The organism is Streptomyces griseus subsp. griseus, from assembly GCF_003610995.1.
Lineage (GTDB): Bacteria > Actinomycetota > Actinomycetes > Streptomycetales > Streptomycetaceae > Streptomyces.
The window spans coordinates 3,770,197-3,789,279 of the sequence record NZ_CP032543.1 but is presented as its reverse complement, the minus strand read 5'-3'; the positions used below and the strand labels follow the sequence as shown (position 1 = coordinate 3,789,279).

Annotated in this window: 13 protein-coding genes, 2 tRNA genes and 1 pseudogene; 12 read left to right on the top strand and 4 right to left on the bottom strand. The window is 69.7% G+C overall.

What is annotated here, in order from left to right:
• Positions 1-202 precede the first annotated feature (202 nt).
• The 9 genes and pseudogenes from dnaA (at position 203) to D6270_RS16810 (ending at position 12,935) form a co-directional block, all read left to right on the top strand.
• Entirely contained in the window at positions 203-2,041 is a 1,839-nt protein-coding gene (dnaA, locus tag D6270_RS16855) for a chromosomal replication initiator protein DnaA (RefSeq protein ID WP_109164667.1), read from the top strand.
• 904 nt (positions 2,042-2,945) lie between these two features.
• Positions 2,946-4,076 carry a DNA polymerase III subunit beta gene (dnaN, locus tag D6270_RS16845; RefSeq protein ID WP_015609839.1) on the top strand — a complete coding sequence of 377 codons (1,131 nt, stop codon included), beginning with the start codon at positions 2,946-2,948 and terminating at the stop codon, positions 4,074-4,076.
• 143 nt (positions 4,077-4,219) lie between these two features.
• Complete coding sequence (gene gnd / locus D6270_RS16840) at positions 4,220-5,104, top strand: phosphogluconate dehydrogenase (NAD(+)-dependent, decarboxylating) (protein WP_109164669.1); 885 nt, start codon at positions 4,220-4,222, stop codon at positions 5,102-5,104.
• A 67-nt stretch (positions 5,105-5,171) separates the two neighbouring features.
• Positions 5,172-6,302 carry a DNA replication/repair protein RecF gene (gene recF, locus D6270_RS16835; protein WP_109164670.1) on the top strand — a complete coding sequence of 377 codons (1,131 nt, stop codon included), beginning with the start codon at positions 5,172-5,174 and terminating at the stop codon, positions 6,300-6,302.
• Between the two features lie 112 nt (positions 6,303-6,414).
• Positions 6,415-6,917: pseudogene (locus tag D6270_RS16830) on the top strand (DUF721 domain-containing protein).
• Between the two features lie 420 nt (positions 6,918-7,337).
• Positions 7,338-9,407: a DNA topoisomerase (ATP-hydrolyzing) subunit B gene (gene gyrB, locus D6270_RS16825; protein ID WP_109164671.1), complete on the top strand. Its 2,070-nt coding sequence runs from the start codon at positions 7,338-7,340 to the stop codon at positions 9,405-9,407.
• Positions 9,408-9,454: 47 nt separating this feature from the next.
• Complete coding sequence (gyrA, locus tag D6270_RS16820; protein WP_109164672.1) at positions 9,455-12,094, top strand: DNA gyrase subunit A; 2,640 nt, start codon at positions 9,455-9,457, stop codon at positions 12,092-12,094.
• A 93-nt stretch (positions 12,095-12,187) separates the two neighbouring features.
• Positions 12,188-12,790, top strand: a complete 603-nt coding sequence (locus D6270_RS16815; protein ID WP_109164673.1) for a DUF3566 domain-containing protein — start codon at positions 12,188-12,190, stop codon at positions 12,788-12,790.
• A gap of 71 nt (positions 12,791-12,861) precedes the next feature.
• A tRNA-Ile gene (locus tag D6270_RS16810) sits at positions 12,862-12,935 on the top strand.
• Positions 12,936-13,339: 404 nt separating this feature from the next.
• Here the strand turns inward: D6270_RS16810 and D6270_RS16805 are convergent.
• Positions 13,340-13,711 carry a DUF6344 domain-containing protein gene (locus D6270_RS16805; protein WP_109164674.1) on the bottom strand — a complete coding sequence of 124 codons (372 nt, stop codon included), beginning with the start codon at positions 13,709-13,711 and terminating at the stop codon, positions 13,340-13,342.
• Between the two features lie 291 nt (positions 13,712-14,002).
• Between D6270_RS16805 and D6270_RS33150 the strand changes: the two genes are divergently transcribed.
• Together D6270_RS33150 and D6270_RS16795 are read left to right on the top strand one after the other, a co-directional pair.
• The gene (locus tag D6270_RS33150) at positions 14,003-14,137 is read left to right on the top strand and encodes a DLW-39 family protein (RefSeq protein ID WP_225976883.1); all 135 of its coding nucleotides are present in this window, start codon (positions 14,003-14,005) and stop codon (positions 14,135-14,137) included.
• 444 nt (positions 14,138-14,581) lie between these two features.
• Entirely contained in the window at positions 14,582-15,892 is a 1,311-nt protein-coding gene (locus tag D6270_RS16795; RefSeq protein ID WP_204117206.1) for a hypothetical protein, read from the top strand.
• 9 nt (positions 15,893-15,901) lie between these two features.
• On the opposite strand, the gene D6270_RS16790 is transcribed toward D6270_RS16795, so the two are convergent.
• Positions 15,902-17,323: a serine/threonine-protein kinase gene (locus D6270_RS16790; protein WP_109164677.1), complete on the bottom strand. Its 1,422-nt coding sequence runs from the start codon at positions 17,321-17,323 to the stop codon at positions 15,902-15,904.
• 102 nt (positions 17,324-17,425) lie between these two features.
• Positions 17,426-17,974 (bottom strand): helix-turn-helix domain-containing protein, encoded by a 549-nt coding sequence (locus D6270_RS16785; protein WP_073875146.1) that lies wholly within the window; start codon positions 17,972-17,974, stop codon positions 17,426-17,428.
• A gap of 180 nt (positions 17,975-18,154) precedes the next feature.
• Between D6270_RS16785 and D6270_RS16780 the strand changes: the two genes are divergently transcribed.
• A tRNA-Ala gene (locus D6270_RS16780) sits at positions 18,155-18,227 on the top strand.
• Between the two features lie 140 nt (positions 18,228-18,367).
• Here D6270_RS16780 and D6270_RS16775 read toward each other — a convergent pair.
• Positions 18,368-18,880: a DUF3515 family protein gene (locus tag D6270_RS16775; RefSeq protein ID WP_109164678.1), complete on the bottom strand. Its 513-nt coding sequence runs from the start codon at positions 18,878-18,880 to the stop codon at positions 18,368-18,370.
• Positions 18,881-19,083 lie beyond the last annotated feature (203 nt).

Below are 19,083 nucleotides of genomic sequence, written 5' to 3'. Positions count from 1 at the left end.
GGCTACGCCATCCGGTCAAACCGGCTCCGCACGACCCCCCATTGTGCACAGCCTGTGGACAACAACTTGAACCGCGCGGCCCGGCCTGACTACCGTGGCTGAACTCCGGTTCTTTTCCTTCCCGACTGCCGGGCCTCACCCATCCCGACCCATCCCGTCCCGAGAACCACACATTCGTGGGACATGCGAGAGAGCGTGCCTTGTGGCTGACGTACCTGCCGATCTTGCCGCAGTGTGGCCACGAGTGCTGGAACAACTCCTCGGGGAGGGCCAGCAGGGCATCGAGCCGAAGGACAAGCAGTGGATCGAGCGCTGCCAGCCGCTGGCACTCGTCGCCGACACCGCACTCCTGGCCGTCCCCAATGAATGGGGCAAGCACGTCCTGGAGGGCCGGCTCGCGCCGCTCCTCAGCGAGACGCTGACCCGCGAGTGCGGCCGCCCCATCCGGATCGCGATCACCGTCGACGACTCCGCGGGCGAACCGCCCTCCCCGCCGGCGCCTCCGATGCACCAGTCGCACCAGAGCCAGCAGGGCCACCGCTACCAGGGCCAGCCGCGCGACGACGGCCGTGACGACGGCTACGACGGATACGGCCACCGCCCCTCCGACGACGGCATGCCGACGGCCCGCCCGGCCTACCCCGACTACCAGCAGCAGCGCCCCGAGCCGGGTGCCTGGCCGCGTACCCAGGAGGACCTCTCCTGGCAGCAGCCGCGCCACGGGGGCTACCAGGACCGCGAGCAGCCCGCGTCCGACACCTACCGCGAGACCGAGTCGTACCGCGACCAGCCCTCCGAGCAGTGGCGGGAGCCCTACGGCACCGGCCGCCCCCAGCAGCCGCAGCACGACTACCGGTCGCAGCCGCCCGAGCGCCAGGGGTACGAGCAGCAGCGCGACCGGCACGACCAGCAGCACCGCCAGGGCGGGCCCGGCCCCGGGCGCACCGGCGGCCCGGGCCCCGGCCCGATGGGCGCCCAGCCGGCGCCCGCGCCGGGACCGGGGGAGCCGCACGCCCGGCTGAACCCGAAGTACCTCTTCGACACCTTCGTGATCGGCGCCTCCAACCGGTTCGCGCACGCCGCGGCCGTGGCCGTCGCCGAGGCGCCCGCCAAGGCCTACAACCCCCTCTTCATCTACGGGGAGTCGGGGCTCGGCAAGACCCACCTTCTGCATGCGATCGGGCACTACGCGCGCAGCCTCTACCCGGGCACCCGGGTGCGGTACGTGAGCTCGGAGGAGTTCACCAACGAGTTCATCAACTCGATCCGCGACGGCAAGGGCGACACCTTCCGCAAGCGGTACCGCGATGTCGACATCCTCCTGGTCGACGACATCCAGTTCCTGGCGAGCAAGGAGTCGACGCAGGAGGAGTTCTTCCACACCTTCAACACGCTGCACAACGCGAACAAGCAGATCGTGCTCTCCTCGGACCGGCCGCCCAAGCAGCTGGTGACGCTGGAGGACCGGCTGCGCAACCGCTTCGAGTGGGGCCTGACCACCGACGTCCAGCCGCCCGAGCTGGAGACCCGGATCGCCATCCTCCGTAAGAAGGCGGTGCAGGAGCAGCTGAACGCGCCGCCGGAGGTGCTGGAGTTCATCGCCTCGCGGATCTCGCGCAACATCCGTGAGCTGGAGGGCGCCCTGATCCGGGTGACGGCCTTCGCCTCCCTCAACCGGCAGCCGGTGGACCTCGGGCTGACCGAGATCGTGCTGAAGGACCTGATCCCGGGCGGCGAGGAGTCGGCGCCGGAGATCACCGCGCCGGCCATCATGGCGGCCACCGCGGACTACTTCGGCCTCACAGTGGAGGACCTGTGCGGATCCTCGCGCAGCCGGGTCCTGGTGACGGCGCGCCAGATCGCGATGTATCTGTGCCGGGAGCTCACCGATCTCTCGCTGCCGAAGATCGGCGCGCAGTTCGGCGGCCGCGACCATACGACGGTGATGCACGCGGACCGGAAGATCCGGGCGCTGATGGCGGAGCGCCGCTCCATCTACAACCAGGTCACCGAGCTCACCAACCGCATCAAGAACGGCTGACGAAGCCCTCTCAAGGCCTCGCGACGCCTCTCAAGGCGCCTCGCAACGACCTCCCACGGTCCGCGCGAGGCGCCTTCCGTCGTTCCTGAGGGGTTCGGGAGCCGTCGCGGCGGTCTCCTCCGCACCGGGACTGTTCGAATACGGGCTGCTCAGAGGCCCTTCTCCACAGATGTGCGGAGTTTCTTCCGTCCACAGCCTGGGGACCGGGAAGTTGTCCATATTGCGTCCACAGGGCCGGCTGCCGATACTCCATCAGGCCAGGTCACGTGGTTGGGGATTTGTGGTCAACCTTGATCCACAGCCTGTGGACAGAGCTTTCGTCCACAGGACGGTCTCGCAGTTGTCCACCGCCGACCCACAGGCTCGGCGGTGTTGTCCCCAGCTTCTGGCCGCTTCTCCACACCTTCGTCCACTGTTCGGCAACACAACACCCGCTCTCACCGCCCGGAGTGAAAGGCGTCACACCAAGGTGCCTGATTGGGCTGTGGGGAACGTGGGTAAAGCTGGGGACAGGCCTGGGGAGAAGTGGCCCCCTCCTGTGCATCGGGTGTGCAGAACTTCCGCCCGTCCACAGAAAGCCCCGGTTGTCCACGGGTGCCGCCCACAGGGTCGGTGGACAAAAAACCGACGCTGACCTGCGCAAACGACGTTATCCACGGTTTCCACAGGGCCTACTACTACTACCACTCAGAGTTAGCCAGGAATCCGCTTCGAAGTGAGGCCTGTGTACAACTCGACCGGCGACCGCCTCGCCGCGTTCTGCGCGACTTGACCCCGAGCAGCAACGACTGTCGGTGCCGTGCGTCAGACTGGACCCCGGAGCCACCCCGGCCGTCGGCAGGGAGCTCCGGTCCAGACGACGAAGGCCAGCAGGGCGAGCGAGCAACAGCAGGAGGCGGTTCCGGTGAAGATCCGGGTGGAGCGCGATGTACTCGCGGAGGCGGTGGCCTGGGTGGCCCGCAGCCTCCCGGCCCGTCCGCCGGCGCCCGTTCTCGCGGGCCTTCTGCTGAAGGCCGAGGACGGCGCCCTCTCCTTCTCCAGCTTCGACTACGAGGTCTCGGCCAAGGTCTCCGTGGACGCGGAGGTCGACGAGGACGGCACGGTGCTCGTCTCCGGCCGTCTGCTCGCCGACATCTGCCGCGCCCTGCCCAACCGCCCGGTGGAGATCTCCACCGACGGTGTTCGGGCCACGGTGGTCTGCGGCTCCTCGCGCTTCACCCTCCACACACTGCCTGTGGAGGAGTACCCGGCGCTGCCGCAGATGCCGACCGCCACGGGCACCGTCCCCGGTGAGGTCTTCGCATCGGCCGCCGCCCAGGTCGCCATCGCCGCGGGCCGCGACGACACGCTGCCCGTGCTGACCGGTGTCCGCATCGAGATCGAGGGCGACACCGTCACCCTCGCCTCCACCGACCGCTACCGCTTCGCGGTCCGCGAGTTCCTCTGGAAGCCGGAGGACCCGGAGGCCTCCGCGGTCGCCCTGGTGCCCGCCAAGACGCTCCTGGACACCGCCAAGGCGCTCACCAGCGGTGACACGGTCACCCTGGCACTCTCCGGCTCCGGTGCCGGTGAGGGGCTGATCGGTTTCGAGGGCGCGGGACGCACGACGACCACGCGGCTGCTCGAAGGCGACCTGCCGAAGTACCGCACGCTCTTCCCCACCGAGTTCAACTCGGTCGCGGTCATCGAGACGGCCCCCTTCGTCGAGGCCGTCAAGCGCGTGGCCCTGGTCGCCGAGCGCAACACCCCGGTCCGGCTCAGCTTCGAGCAGGGCGTGCTCATCCTGGAGGCCGGTTCCAGCGACGACGCACAGGCTGTGGAGCGCGTCGACGCGGTGCTGGAGGGCGACGACATCTCGATCGCCTTCAACCCGACGTTCCTGCTGGACGGTCTGAGCGCGATCGACTCCCCCGTCGCGCAGCTCTCCTTCACCACGTCCACCAAGCCCGCCCTGCTCAGCGGGCGCCCGGCCGTGGACGCCGAGGCGGACGACGCGTACAAGTACCTGATCATGCCGGTGCGTCTCTCCGGCTGATCGGATGCTTTTCCGGTGGGCCCGTCCGTCGCGGAGCGGGCCCACCGGGCTGTCCCGGCCGTGCGCCGCCCCGCCGGGCGTAGGCTCGGTCCCGGGCGGGATACGCCCCGACGCTATCGCCACGACGCTTAAGGAAATCTCTGATGGAGCTCGGTCTCGTCGGCCTCGGCAAGATGGGCGGCAACATGCGCGAGCGCATCCGCCGCGCAGGCCACACCGTCATCGGTTACGACCGCAACCCGGATGTCGCCGATGTCCACAGTCTCGAAGAGCTTGTGGGCAAGCTGAAGGGCCCGCGGGTCGTCTGGGTGATGGTCCCGGCCGGTGCCGCGACCCAGTCCACGATCGACGAGCTGGCCGAGCTGCTCTCGCCCGGCGACGTCGTCGTCGACGGCGGGAACTCGCGCTGGACCGACGACGAGAAGCACGCCGTGGAGCTGGGGCTCAAGGAGATCGGCTTCGTCGACTGCGGTGTCTCCGGCGGCGTCTGGGGGCTGGAGAACGGCTACGCCCTGATGTACGGCGGCAGCGCGGAGAACGTGGCGAAGGTCCAGCCGATCTTCGACGCGCTCAAGCCCGAGGGCGACTTCGGCTCCGTCCACGCCGGCAAGGTCGGCGCCGGCCACTTCGCGAAGATGGTCCACAACGGCATCGAGTACGCCATGATGCAGGCCTACGCCGAGGGCTGGGAGCTGCTGGAGAAGGTCGACTCCGTCACGGACGTACGCGAGGTCTTCCGCTCCTGGCAGGAGGGTACGGTCATCCGTTCCTGGCTGCTGGACCTCGCGGTCAACGCCCTGGACGACGACGAGCACCTCGACAAGCTCCGGGGCTTCGCCGCCGACTCGGGCGAGGGCCGCTGGACGGTGGAGGCCGCGATCGACAACGCGGTGCCGCTGCCCGCGATCACGGCGTCCCTGTTCGCGCGGTTCGCCTCGCGTCAGGACGACTCGCCGCAGATGAAGATGATCGCCGCGCTGCGCAACCAGTTCGGCGGCCACGCGGTCGAGTCCAAGTCCGAGAACTGACCGGACCGCCGGCGTCGCGTCGGCAGCGCGACAACCAGCGAAGCACCATCGGGAGAGGTCGGCCACCATGCACGTCACCCATCTCTCGCTGGCCGACTTCCGCTCGTACGCCCGGGTCGAGGTCCCTCTCGACCCGGGCGTCACCGCGTTCGTGGGGCCGAACGGACAGGGCAAGACCAACCTCGTCGAGGCCGTCGGCTATCTCGCCACCCTCGGCAGTCACCGGGTCTCCTCGGATGCCCCCCTGGTGCGGATGGGCGCCGAGCGGGCCGTGATCCGGGCGGCGGTGACCCAGGGCGAGCGCTCGCAGCTGATCGAGCTGGAGCTGAGTCCCGGCCGCGCCAACCGGGCCCGTATCAACAGGTCCTCGCAGGTCAGACCACGTGATGTGCTGGGGATCGTACGGACGGTGCTGTTCGCGCCGGAGGACCTGGCCCTCGTCAAGGGCGACCCCGGGGAGCGGCGGCGGTTCCTGGACGAGCTGATCACCGCGCGCTCGCCCCGGATGGCCGGGGTCCGCTCCGACTACGAACGGGTCCTCAAGCAGCGCAACACGCTCCTGAAGTCCGCCGCGATGGCCCGTCGGCACGGCGGCCGCTCCATGGACCTGTCCACCCTCGACGTCTGGGACCAGCACCTGGGCCGGGTCGGCGCCGAGCTGCTCGCGCAGCGCCTGGACCTGATCGCCACACTCCAGCCGCTGGCCGACAAGGCGTACGGGGACGTGGCGCCGGGCGGCGGTCCGGTGGCCCTGGAGTACCGCAGCTCGGTGGGCGAGGACATCGACCCGGCGAGCACCCGTGACGAGCTGTACGAGCGGCTGACTGCCGCGCTCGTCGGGGTCCGTAAGCAGGAGATCGAGCGCGGGGTGACGCTGGTGGGTCCGCACCGGGACGACCTGCTGCTCGGTCTGCGCTCCATGCCGGCGAAGGGGTACGCGAGCCACGGGGAGTCCTGGAGCTACGCGCTGGCGCTGCGGCTGGCCTCCTACGAGCTGCTGCGCGCCGAGGGAAACGAGCCGGTGCTGGTCCTGGACGATGTCTTCGCCGAGCTGGACGCACGGCGCCGGGAGCGGCTCGCGGAGCTGGTGGCGCCGGGCGAGCAGGTGCTGGTGACGGCCGCGGTGGCGGAGGACGTGCCGGGTGTGCTGGCGGGTGCGCGGTACGCGGTGTCGGCGGGCGAGGTGGAGCGCGTATGACCGGCCGGGGCGAGGAGCTGGGGGCGCGGGCACGTCCAGGACGGACGGTACGGGCGCCGGAGCAGCTGGTACGCAGGCGGCCGGGAGTCCTCAGCAGCCTGCGCCGCCCGAGGTGTCCGGGGTGGACCTGGCCCGGGTCGCGCTGCGGGCGGCGAAGGAGCAGGCCCGGGCGCGGGGGCGGCGGCCCAGCAGAAGAGGCAGGCCCGGCGGGGCGGCGGGCTGCGCTCCGGGGCCCGCTCGGACGGCCGCGACCCGCAGCCCCTGGGCTCCGCGATCAACCGGCTGATCACCGAGCGCGGCTGGGAGACCCCGGCGGCGGTGGGCGGTGTGATGGGGCGGTGGCCGCAGATCGTGGGTGACGATCTGGCCAACCACTGTGTGCCCCTGCGCTACGACGAGGACCCGGCCGCGCGGGTGCTCACTGTGAGCTGCGACTCCACGGCGTGGGCGACCCAGCTGCGGCTGCTGGCCCCGCAACTGGTGGCCCGGCTCAACGCGGATCTGGGACAGGGCACCGTAAGGATGATCAAGGTGGTCGGTCCGGCGGGCCCGGAGCGCCGGTACGGGCCGCTGCGGGCGCCCGGCAGCAAGGGCCCCGGGGACACCTACGGGTGAGGCCCCGGCCCGCTCCCGGCCTCTGATCGTTCCGGCTCTCCCCGGCTCTGAGCTGCACTTCTGGCTGAAACTTGTCGTGTTCCTGATGCCTTCGCGGAGGGCTGGGGGCCGCCCGGAGCTCCTGGTTCACCACGGTTCGTACCGGCGGAGACCGGGGGGCGCGGCCGGAGTGTCCCTCACCGTAGCGGAAGGTTGACAGGCCGAAGCGCTCCATGCCCGTCAGGGCCTCTTGGGGCCCCTCCCTGAATATGGGGAGTCGTCAACCGCTGATTCAGGGCGGCACATGCGTACTCAGGTACCGGCAAACCCCCATTCATGTCAGTGCTACCGGTAGACTGGTGAGTAATCCCGCTGCTGAGGCGGGAGTCGTCGATACAAGCCGAACGACGCAGCCGCTCCCGCCTGTCCGGAAGACGGCCTGTGCTGTGCCAGAAAGGGCGCTTCGTGGCCGATTCCGGCAACCCCAACGAGAACATTCCGTCCACAGCCGGTGAGCCGGGCGAGGCCTCCGCCTCGTACGACGCCAGCGCGATCACCGTGCTGGAAGGGCTGGACGCGGTCCGCAAGCGGCCTGGTATGTACATCGGCTCGACCGGTGAGCGCGGCCTGCACCACCTCGTGCAGGAGGTCGTCGACAACTCGGTCGACGAGGCGATGGCGGGTCACGCGACCGCCATCGACGTCACGATCCTCGCCGACGGCGGCGTGCGCGTGATCGACAACGGCCGTGGCATCCCGGTCGGCATCGTGCCGTCCGAGGGCAAGCCGGCCGTCGAGGTCGTGCTCACCGTGCTGCACGCGGGCGGCAAGTTCGGCGGCGGCGGCTACGCCGTCTCCGGCGGTCTGCACGGCGTCGGCGTCTCCGTCGTCAACGCGCTGTCCACCCGGGTCGCCGTCGAGGTCAAGACCGACGGCTACCGCTGGACCCAGGACTACAAGCTCGGCGTCCCCACCGCCCCGCTGGCCCAGCACGAGGCCACGGACGAGACGGGTACGTCGGTCACCTTCTGGGCCGACGGGGACATCTTCGAGACCACCGAGTACAGCTTCGAGACCCTCTCGCGCCGCTTCCAGGAGATGGCGTTCCTCAACAAGGGCCTCACCCTCAAGCTGACCGACGAGCGCGAGTCGGCGAAGGCCACGGTGGGCGCCGACAGCGCCGAGGCCGTCGACGTGCCCGAGGAGGAGACGACCCGGTCCGTCACGTACCACTACGAGAACGGCATCGTCGACTTCGTCAAGTACCTCAACTCCCGCAAGGGCGACGTCATCCACCAGTCGGTGATCGACATCGAGGCCGAGGACAAGGACCGCCTCCTCTCGGCCGAGATCGCCATGCAGTGGAACACGCAGTACACCGAAGGTGTCTACTCCTTCGCCAACGCGATCCACACGCACGAGGGCGGTACGCACGAGGAGGGCTTCCGCGCCGCGCTGACCTCCCTGGTGAACCGGTACGCGCGCGAGAAGAAGCTGCTGCGCGAGAAGGACGACAACCTCACCGGCGAGGACGTACGCGAGGGCCTCACCGCGATCATCTCGGTGAAGCTGGGCGAGCCGCAGTTCGAGGGCCAGACGAAGACCAAGCTGGGCAACACGGAGGCCAAGACCTTCGTGCAGAAGGTCGTCCACGAGCAGCTGACGGATTGGTTCGACCGCAACCCCAACGAGGCCGCCGACATCATCCGCAAGGGCATCGCCGCCTCGACCGCCCGGGTGGCGGCCCGCAAGGCGCGCGACCTGACGCGGCGCAAGGGGCTCCTGGAGAGCGCCTCGCTGCCCGGCAAGCTGAGCGACTGCCAGTCGAACGACCCCACCAAGTGCGAGATCTTCATCGTCGAGGGTGACTCCGCCGGCGGTTCGGCGAAGTCCGGCCGCAACCCGATGTACCAGGCGATCCTGCCCATCCGAGGCAAGATCCTGAACGTCGAGAAGGCGCGGATCGACAAGATCCTCCAGAACACCGAGGTCCAGGCCCTGATCTCGGCCTTCGGCACCGGGGTCCACGAGGACTTCGACATCGAGAAGCTCCGCTATCACAAGATCATCCTGATGGCGGACGCCGACGTCGACGGCCAGCACATCAACACCCTGCTGCTGACCTTCCTCTTCCGCTTCATGAAGCCGCTGGTCGAGGCCGGGCACGTCTACCTCTCCCGCCCGCCGCTCTACAAGATCAAGTGGGGCCGGGACGACTTCGAGTACGCGTACTCGGACCGGGAGCGCGACGCGCTCGTGGCGCTCGGCAAGCAGAACGGCAAGCGGATCAAGGAAGACTCGATCCAGCGCTTCAAGGGCCTCGGTGAGATGAACGCCGAAGAGCTGCGCGTCACGACCATGGACATCGACCACCGGGTCCTCGGCCAGGTCACGCTGGACGACGCGGCGCAGGCCGACGACCTGTTCTCGGTGCTCATGGGTGAGGACGTCGAGGCACGGCGCTCGTTCATCCAGCGCAATGCCAAGGACGTCCGCTTCCTCGACATCTGAGTCGGCCGTACCAGCAACGCCGCAGCTCGAAAGGACTTTGACCAGCAATGGCCGACGAGAACACCCCTGTGACACCTGAACCCGCGACGCCCGAGGAAGTCACCGTCCCCGGTGTGGGCATGCGGGTCGAGCCCGTCGGGCTCGAGACGGAGATGCAGCGCTCCTATCTCGATTACGCGATGTCCGTCATCGTCTCGCGTGCGCTCCCCGACGTACGGGACGGCCTCAAGCCCGTCCACCGCCGGGTGCTGTACGCGATGTACGACGGCGGGTACCGCCCCGAGAAGGGGTTCTACAAGTGCGCCCGCGTCGTCGGTGACGTCATGGGTACGTACCACCCGCACGGCGACTCCTCCATCTACGACGCCTTGGTGCGCCTGGCGCAGCCGTGGTCGCTGCGGATGCCGCTGGTGGACTCCAACGGCAACTTCGGTTCCCCGGGCAACGACCCGGCCGCCGCCATGCGGTACACCGAGTGCAAGATGATGCCGCTGTCCATGGAGATGGTCCGGGACATCGACGAGGAGACCGTCGACTTCCAGGACAACTACGACGGCCGCAACCAGGAGCCGACGGTCCTCCCGGCGCGCTTCCCGAACCTCCTGGTCAACGGCTCCGCGGGCATCGCGGTCGGCATGGCGACCAACATCCCGCCGCACAACCTGCGCGAGGTCGCGGCCGGCGCCCAGTGGTATCTGGAGCACCCCGAGGCCTCGAACGAGGAGCTGCTGGACGCGCTGATCGAGCGCATCAAGGGCCCCGACTTCCCGACCGGCGCGCTGGTCGTGGGCCGCAAGGGCATCGAGGAGGCGTACCGCACGGGCCGTGGCTCCATCACGATGCGCGCGGTCGTCGCGGTCGAGGAGATCCAGGGCCGCCAGTGCCTGGTCGTCACGGAGCTGCCGTTCCAGACCAACCCCGACAACCTCGCGCAGAAGATCGCTGACCTGGTCAAGGACGGCAAGGTCGGCGGCATCGCGGACGTCCGCGACGAGACCTCCTCGCGTACGGGGCAGCGCCTGGTCGTGGTCCTCAAGCGGGACGCGGTCGCCAAGGTCGTCCTGAACAACCTGTACAAGCACACCGACCTCCAGTCGAACTTCGGCGCCAACATGCTGGCGCTCGTCGACGGGGTCCCGCGCACGCTCTCGATCGACGCGTTCATCCGCCACTGGGTGACGCACCAGATCGAGGTCATCGTCCGGCGTACGAAGTTCCGGCTGCGCAAGGCCGAGGAGCGGGCGCACATCCTGCGCGGCCTGCTGAAGGCCTTGGACGCCATCGACGAGGTCATCGCCCTCATCCGCCGCTCCAACACCGTGGAGATCGCGCGGGAGGGGCTGATGGGCCTGCTGGAGATCGACGACCTCCAGGCCAACGCGATCCTGGAGATGCAGCTGCGCCGGCTGGCCGCGCTGGAGCACCAGAAGATCACCGCCGAGCACGACGAGCTCCAGGCCAAGATCAACGAGTACAACGAGATCCTGGCCTCGCCGGCCAGGCAGCGCCAGATCGTCAGCGAGGAACTGGCCGCGATCGTCGAGAAGTTCGGCGACGACCGGCGCTCCAAGCTGGTGCCCTTCGACGGTGACATGTCCATCGAGGACCTGATCGCCGAGGAGGACATCGTCGTCACGATCTCCCGCGGCGGCTATGTGAAGCGCACGAAGACGGACGACTACCGCTCGCAGAAGCGGGGCGGCAAGGGCGTGCGCGGGACGAAGCTCAAGGAAGACGACATCGTCGACCACTTCTTCGTATCGACGACGCACCACTGGCTGCTGTTCTTCACCAACAAGGGCCGTGTCTACCGGGCCAAGGCCTACGAGCTGCCGGACGCCGGCCGGGACGCGCGCGGCCAGCACGTCGCCAACCTGCTGGCCTTCCAGCCGGACGAGAAGATCGCCCAGATCCTGGCGATCCGCGACTACGAGGCTGTGCCGTACCTGATCCTGGCGACGAAGGGCGGTCTGGTGAAGAAGACCGCGCTCAAGGACTACGATTCGCCGCGGTCGGGCGGTGTCATCGCGATCAACCTGCGCGAGATGCCGGAGGGCGGCGACGACGAGCTGATCGGTGCCGAGCTGGTGTCGGCCGACGACGATCTGCTCCTCATCAGCAAGAAGGCGCAGTCGATCCGGTTCACCGCGACGGACGACGCGCTGCGGCCGATGGGCCGGGCCACCTCGGGGGTCAAGGGCATGAGTTTCCGTGAGGGAGACGAACTGCTCTCGATGAATGTCGTCCGGCCCGGTACGTTCGTCTTCACCGCAACCGACGGCGGGTACGCCAAGCGCACCCCCGTCGACGAGTACCGCGTCCAGGGCCGCGGCGGCCTCGGCATCAAGGCTGCCAAGATCGTCGAGGACCGCGGTTCGCTCGTCGGTGCGCTGGTGGTGGAGGAGACGGATGAGATCCTCGCCATCACGCTCGGCGGTGGTGTGATTCGTACGCGAGTCAATGAAGTCAGGGAGACGGGCCGTGACACCATGGGCGTCCAACTGATCAATCTGGGCAAGCGGGATGCCGTCGTCGGCATCGCGCGCAATGCCGAGGCCGGTCGTGAGGCGGAAGAGGTCGATGGGGCCGATGACGCTGAGGGCGACACGGCCGAGGTCCACGCCGAGAGCGTGGTAGAGGGCACTGTCGAGGGCACGGAGCCCTCGACCGGGGAGCACGAGGAGTAGAGCGTGAGTGGAGCCACGGGCGCCGGTTCGGCCGCTTCCGGAGCAGGAGCGAACGGTGCCCGTGGCCCTGCCACGGACTCCCAAGGGGGCACTGTGACGGACACACGAGGGCCTCAGCCCCAGTACGAGGGTTACGCGACCGGGCCACTGCCCGGCGAGCGTGAGCCCGCACCGGGGCCGTCGGGGCCGTACCACCCGCCTCAGGCGTACCAGGCGCCCGGCGGCGGGACCCAGGGCGGCCAGCAGCGCCCCGGGCCGGGCGGGGACACCCTGGGCGGCGTCCAGGCGACGCGCAAGCCGCGTACGGGGGCGCGGACCACACCGCGTACCCGCAAGGCCCGGCTGCGGGTGGCCAAGGCCGACCCGTGGTCGGTGATGAAGGTCAGCTTCCTGCTGTCGATCGCGCTGGGCATCTGCACGGTGGTGGCGGCGGCGGTCCTGTGGATGGTGATGGACGCGATGGGCGTCTTCTCCACCGTGGGCGGCACGATCAGCGAGGCCACCGGCTCGAACGAGAGCAACGGCTTCGATCTGCAGTCGTTCCTCTCGCTGCCGCGCGTGCTCATCTTCACCTCGGTCATCGCGGTGATCGACGTGGTCCTGGCCACCGCGCTGGCGACGCTGGGCGCCTTCATCTACAACCTGTCCGCGGGCTTCGTGGGCGGCGTGGAGCTGACGCTGGCCGAGGACGAGTAGCGCGCCGAGTATCGATTTTGGGACTGGCCCCGACGTGCGCTAATCTTCAGAAGTCAGCGCGAGAGCGCGGCGGGGCTATAGCTCAGTTGGTTAGAGCGCATCCCTGATAAGGATGAGGCCACAGGTTCAAATCCTGTTAGCCCCACAGAACGAAGACCCCCAGTCAGCAGTGACTGGGGGTCTTCGCGTTGGCGGGTCGGTTCGGGGGGTCCAACTGGACGAGACGGCCGGGTTCGACTCCGTCGATGGTCGCCAGCAGGTGGCCGGACGCGACCCGGACCGTGGTGGGCCTGTCTCCGGCCGGGATCTGGAAGATGCCGTGTCCGGGACCCTTGCTCCCGGGATGGATACCGGCTGACGGGTCGGCCTCACCCTGGTCGGACCGGTACTCCTCGTAGGTCTTCGCGAGGTTGTCGTACCGCTGGGGCCGCGGAGCGGGCCGTGAGGGTCAGGGGCGCGACGGCTGAACGGAAGGGCCCCGGGAACACGAGGAAGCCCCCGGCCGGTGTGTACCGACCAGGGGCCCCGGGAGTGCGGTGGTGCCGGCTGTCAGGGCGGTGGCACCGAGGAGTCGCCTGCCGGGGCCGTGTCGTGGGTGTGGGCCGTGCTGGTGGCGGGGGCGGTCAGTGCGTCGGACGACAGGTGGCGGGTGGCCGGTGAGGAGCCGTGGGCCTCGGCCCGGATGCGCTGCTTCATGGTCGGCGGCAGGGCCCGGTCACGCGGCAGGGTCCATCGGACCGAGGGAGCGAGTGGGGTTGCCGCCGTGGCACCCGTGTGCTCCTGGGTCGTGGCGCTCGGCTGCGTGGCGTTCGTGGCGTTCGCGGCGCTCGCCGTGGCGGTGGCGAGGCCCAGCGACGCCAGCAGGGCGAAGAAGGCGGTGATGAAGGCGGTCCAGATGCTCTTGGGCTGGAAGGTGCTCATGGCCCCTCGCTTTCAGGTGGTCCGGTTGCTGACTTCTCCGATCATGTGGATCCGGGCCGCGATTTCGGGGAGCGACGCCCGCGCTGCGCCGATCTTCGGATTAACACCACTCGTATGGTGCAACCGGGTCTGACGGACCGTCCGGAACGCGTCACGGGGGTCGGTACGAGCCCTGTCGGGGTGCCGGGGACGGGCTGCTTTCGGGTTCCAGGCAGGTCACCGATCGGTATCGACCGGTGTGTATAGTCGGCGACAGAAGGCCCCTATTCCAAGGAAAGACGAGGTCGCGCGGTGAAGAAGCTTCTCCTGGTCGCACTGGCTGCCATCGGCGGGCTCCTCGTGTACCGCCAGATCCAGGCGGATCGCGCCGAGCAGGATCTGTGGACGGAGGCGACCGACTCCGTGCCCGCAAGTTCGGGTGTGTGAGACGGCACAGTCTGTTACGGGCCCCGGTCGCTGAAGCGGCCGGGGCTCCGTGCTGTCCGGTGGCGTACGCGGCTGTCCGGTGGCGTACGCGCAGTGGGTGCTGAACGCGCGGTGGGTGCCGGATGCGCAGGGGGTGCCGTACGCGGAGTGCCGTGCTGTTGCGGGACCGTGACGCCCTGCCCTTGAGTTCACCTAGGCAAATCAATAGCTTGCTGAAGCAAAGGCGCTGGTGAGGGCGGGAACGCGGACAAGAGGGGCAATCCGGCTGCGGCCGGAGACAGCGGCGGTGCGGGCGGGGCAGGATGGACCGGCATTGCGGTCGCTGCCGGAGCGGGCGCCCGGCGATCGTGGCCGGGGGAGCCTCTTCGTCCGCAGCCGTCGCAGGGCGGCCATGCGGACGACGAGGGGAAGCGCGTGAAAAGGCAGCGCAACAGGGGGCGGGCGATGCTCGCGGCACTGGCCGCGATGTGCGCGGTGGCGACGCTGCCGGGACAGGCGTACGCGGCCGGCCCGCCGGCGTACGCCTTCGACCCCGGCGCGAAGAACGTGCAGGGCGCGGAGCGCAACGCCGAGGCATCGGTCCTGCAGCCCGGGGCGGTCTACCGCAGCTCCATCAAGCCGGGCGAGAAGCTCTACTACCGGGTGAAACTCGACAGCCTCACCGACGCCTACGTCTCGGCCGTCGCGGTCCCCAAGAGCGACGGCACGGTGGCGTACGCGGACGGGATCACCATCAGCATCCGCGACCTCAACGACTCCCGGTGCAGCTCGAACAGCGTGAACTTCGGCTCGGGCGAGACTCCGCGGCCGATCGCGGCGTACGCCCACCGGACCATCGGCAAGGGCACGAGCACCACCTGCCGGGACGCCGGTCCCTACGACGTCCTGATCGAGCGCGAGAGCAAGCCCACCTCCGGCCCCGAGGCCTGGGACCTGGAGCTGCGCTTCGTCGAGGAGCCCGGGCTGCGGAGCGGCGGGCCCACGGAGACCACCGCGCCGAAGGACTGGCCCTCCGCCACGCCCGCCCCGCCGGCCGTCGAGGCGAAGAAGCGTACGGGCGGCAGCAGTTACTACGACGCCACCAGCCTGGAGACCGGCGAGTGGATCGACGAGATCGCCCCGGGCCAGACCCGCTTCTACCGGGTGCCGGTGGACTGGGGCCAGCAGATCTACGCCTCCGCCGTGCTCAGCAACACCCCGGGTGGGAAGAGCGACTTCATCGGCAACGCGCTCACCCTCTCGCTGGACAACCCCGCCCAGGGCCACATCGTGGACACGTCGCTCTCGTACGCCGGCAAGTCCGCGAGCACGGCGCTGAAACCGCTGCCCCCGGTGGCGTACCGCAATCGCTACGACTACGGCAGCCAGGTCAGCGCGATGCGCTTCGCCGGCTGGTACTACCTGTCGGTGACGCTCAGCCCGAAGGTCGCCGAGGTCTACGGCGAGGACCCGATCGTGCTGACGACCACGGTCCAGGTGAAGAACGAGGCGGGTGCGTCGCCGTACGAGGGTGACCCCGGGATCTTCGCGGTGACCGGCAAGGACAAGGAGCTGGCCAAGAGCGGGGACAGCGCTCCGAAGGCCGCGAAGAGCGCGACGATGCAGGTGGTCGCCGCCGGGGCGTTCGGGACGGGCGCCGTGCTGGTGCTCGGCCTCGGCACCTGGACGCTGCTGGCCCGCCGCCGTGCGGCCGCCGCGACCGTTCCGGCCCACCAGCAGCCGCCGTTCGGGGGGCCGCCGCCGCAGGGTTGGTAGCGGCCGCCCTTACATCTGGGTGAGCGCCCAGATGCCGACCGCGAAGCAGATCACCGCCACCACCAGGACCGGGACCGCCACCTTCGGGGGCGGTCCCGGCCGCGTCTGCCGTACGGGGGCGGGGGCGTGCGCCGGAGCGTGGGCGGCAAAGGCGTGCTGCTGGTGCTGTTGTGGCTGGTGTTGGGGGTGCTGCTGGGCGGTGTAGGGACGGGTCGCCGAGGTGTCGTGCGGTACGCCGGAGGTCGGCGCCTGGGAGAGGTCCGGGGCTCCGACGGCGTACGGGGAAGGGGCGGCGGACTGGTGGAACTGGGGCTGGGGCTCCGTGGGTTGCTGCTGGGGCGGGGGCGCCAGGTGGAAGCTGCCGGTCTCCGACATGGAGACGGGCGGCGGCGGTACGGGCGGCTGTTCCTGGACGGGTTGCTGAGGCGCCTGCGAGGGCTGGGGCTCGTGGATGGACGGCTGAGGTGTCTGCGCGGGCTGCTGAGGCTCTTGGGGCGACGGTGACGTCGGGGATGCCTGGGGCACCTGAGGGGCCGGGGGCGTAGGCGCCTTTACGGGGCCGTCGGGGCCGAACCCCGGAGGCAGCGGGCCGATCTGGTCGAACACCTCCACCGGCTCGTCGTCCGGGCCGGGCTCGGGCAGCATCTCGACCGCCGCGGTCAGGGCCTTGCGCGCCCCCGTCGCCGTACGGAACCGGGCCTGCGGGTCCGGTTGCAACAGCCCGGCGAGCACCTGCCAGAGCGGCTCGGGGATGCCTTCGGGGGCGCCCGGGGTGCCGTGGGCGGCGAAGTGCTCCACCAGCGCCTGGGAGTCGGGCTTCTGGCCCTGGAGGAGGTAGAGGGCGACCAGACCGACCGCGAAGAGGTCCGCGGGGAAGTCGGGCTCGGCGCCCATCATCTGCTCGGGGGCGAAGTAACCGGGCGTGCCGACCACGTAGTTGGTCTCGGTCAGCCGGGGCTCGCCCTTGCGCATGGAGATGCCGAAGTCGGAGAGGCGCAGATGCGGGCGGCCCGTTCCGGTCGCCTCCATCAGGATGTTGGCCGGCTTGATGTCCCGGTGGACCACGCCCTCGGCGTGCACCGTGGAGAGCCCGGAGAGCAGCTGGTCCAGGAGCAGGCAGACGAAGCGTGGCGGCAACGGGCCGTAGTCGCCTATGACATGAGCGAGCGAACCGCCGCTCACCAGGTCCATGGTGAACAGGACCTTGTCGTCGTCGGCGGCCCAGCTGGCCGGGGCGAGGACGTGCGGGTGCTCGATGCGCAGGGCCTGCTCGCGGACGAAGCGCAGCAGCGTGTGCGCGTCGCTCTGCTGCAGCACCTTGGCCGCGACGTACCTGCGGCGCCGGTGGTCCCAGGCCCGCCAGACGGCGCCGACCCCACCGCGTCCGATCGGATCGATCAGCTCGTACCGACCGGCGAAGACCTCACCCATTGCGCTGTGCCCGCTCCCAGTTCCTGTTCGTCGCCACGGCTCTGCCGGGACCAGGGACCCCGGTCGTGCGCGAGGCCCTGGTTCCGTCGTGCTCCTGAGCCGTCAGCTCTGGTGTCCCTCGTAGTGCGCGACCGCGTCCGCGGTGCGGCCGGCCCCGTACACCCGGAGGAACTCTGCCAGCTCCGGGTGGGTCGGGGCGAGGGCGTCGGCGGCATCGATGATGTCGCCGGCCGCCGAGACCGACCGCAGCAGGGACTGGATCTCGCGCACCACGCGGCGGACGGTGGGGGCGCCGCCGGTCGAGGTGGTCTGGCCGGTGCCGGTCAGGACGGACCCGCCCTGGGACTTCTTGATCTCTTCCATCCGGTCGGTGGCCTCGCCCGCGCTGACGCTGCCGTCCGCGACCTGACTCGACAGCTCCTGGAGTGCCTGGACGCGCTGGACGACCGCCGGATTGCCGATCTTGGCCCGCTGGCCGCTCATCAACTGGGAGAGCATGGGGGCCGAGAGCCCGAGAACCGCGGCGAGCCGTGCCTGGTTCAGGCCGAGGTCATCGATGAGCCGGCGGAAGAGCGCCCCCAGCGGCTCCCCGTACCAACTGCGCTGAAGCTCTCTGGCTCTTGCCGTCGCCTCTTGTTGCGCTGCGTCCATTGCGTCTCCCCTTCGCTGCGGCTTCGCTGCTGCGAACCTCGTCGAGCATCTTACGGAGAGTGGTCGCCCACCGGCAGTCCCTATCCTTTTACAAGATTCGCCGGAGCACCCGGTACTCTTGTCTGCGACGGTCGCCGTGGCACGCACGTGTTTCGGCATTGTCCTTGTTTGCTGTGTTTCGGGGCCTTAGCTCAGTTGGTAGAGCGCTGCCTTTGCAAGGCAGATGTCAGGAGTTCGAATCTCCTAGGCTCCACATCGAAGGAAGACCCTTCTGACCTGTTCTTCTCCGGTCAGAGGGGTCTTTTTCGGCTGTCGGTCCGTCCGCGCCGAGGCGCGGTCGGCAGCCGCCTTCGCGACTGGCAACCGGGGCCGACCGGTCCGGACGAGGGGCGGTCAGCCGGCGGGCGACGGGGGCTGGACGTCGTCGAGGCTGATGCACTTCGTGTGCGTCTTCACCGGCCTGACCAGCGCGGACAGGTCCACCATCACGTCGTCCACGGCCACGATGTCGTCGGAGATCACGGCCTCCACGGCCGGGTCGCGGCCATAGGTGACGACCACCTTCCCGCCGTCCTTCGAGCGGTCCTCACGCAGGACCCAGTCCACGCCGTCGACGGTCGCGCACGGGTCGATGGTGGGGACGGGCAACTCGACACCGCACCGCAGCACGATGGCGTTCTCGCCCCAGACCGCGACCCCGGGGCGGTCGGTGAACGCCAGCTCCTTGCCGCCGAGGCGGTCCGGGTAGCGGTCGGCGAGCTGCTCGCAGGCCGCGTTCCCGGCGTGCGGGGCGGAGGTGACGCCCTCTCCCGGGGAGTCCGCTCCGCACGACACCAGGGCGCCGGCGGTCAGTGCGCAGGCCGCCACCGCGACGACGGCCTTCCGCGGCCGGGGGACTCGGACCACAGGAGGGGCCTTTCGTGAGGGCAGGTGCTCATCGGAAGCTACACCAGCGTCCGGGGGCGGCGACGAAAGGGCCCCTGCGGTATCGGGGGCGGCAGCGGGAAGGGCCTCCGCGGCGTCCGGGGGCGGCAGCGGGACGGGTCCGCAGTGGTGGCAACGGAAACGCCGGTCCGCCGCAGACCCGTCGGAAGTCTGTGGCGGACCGG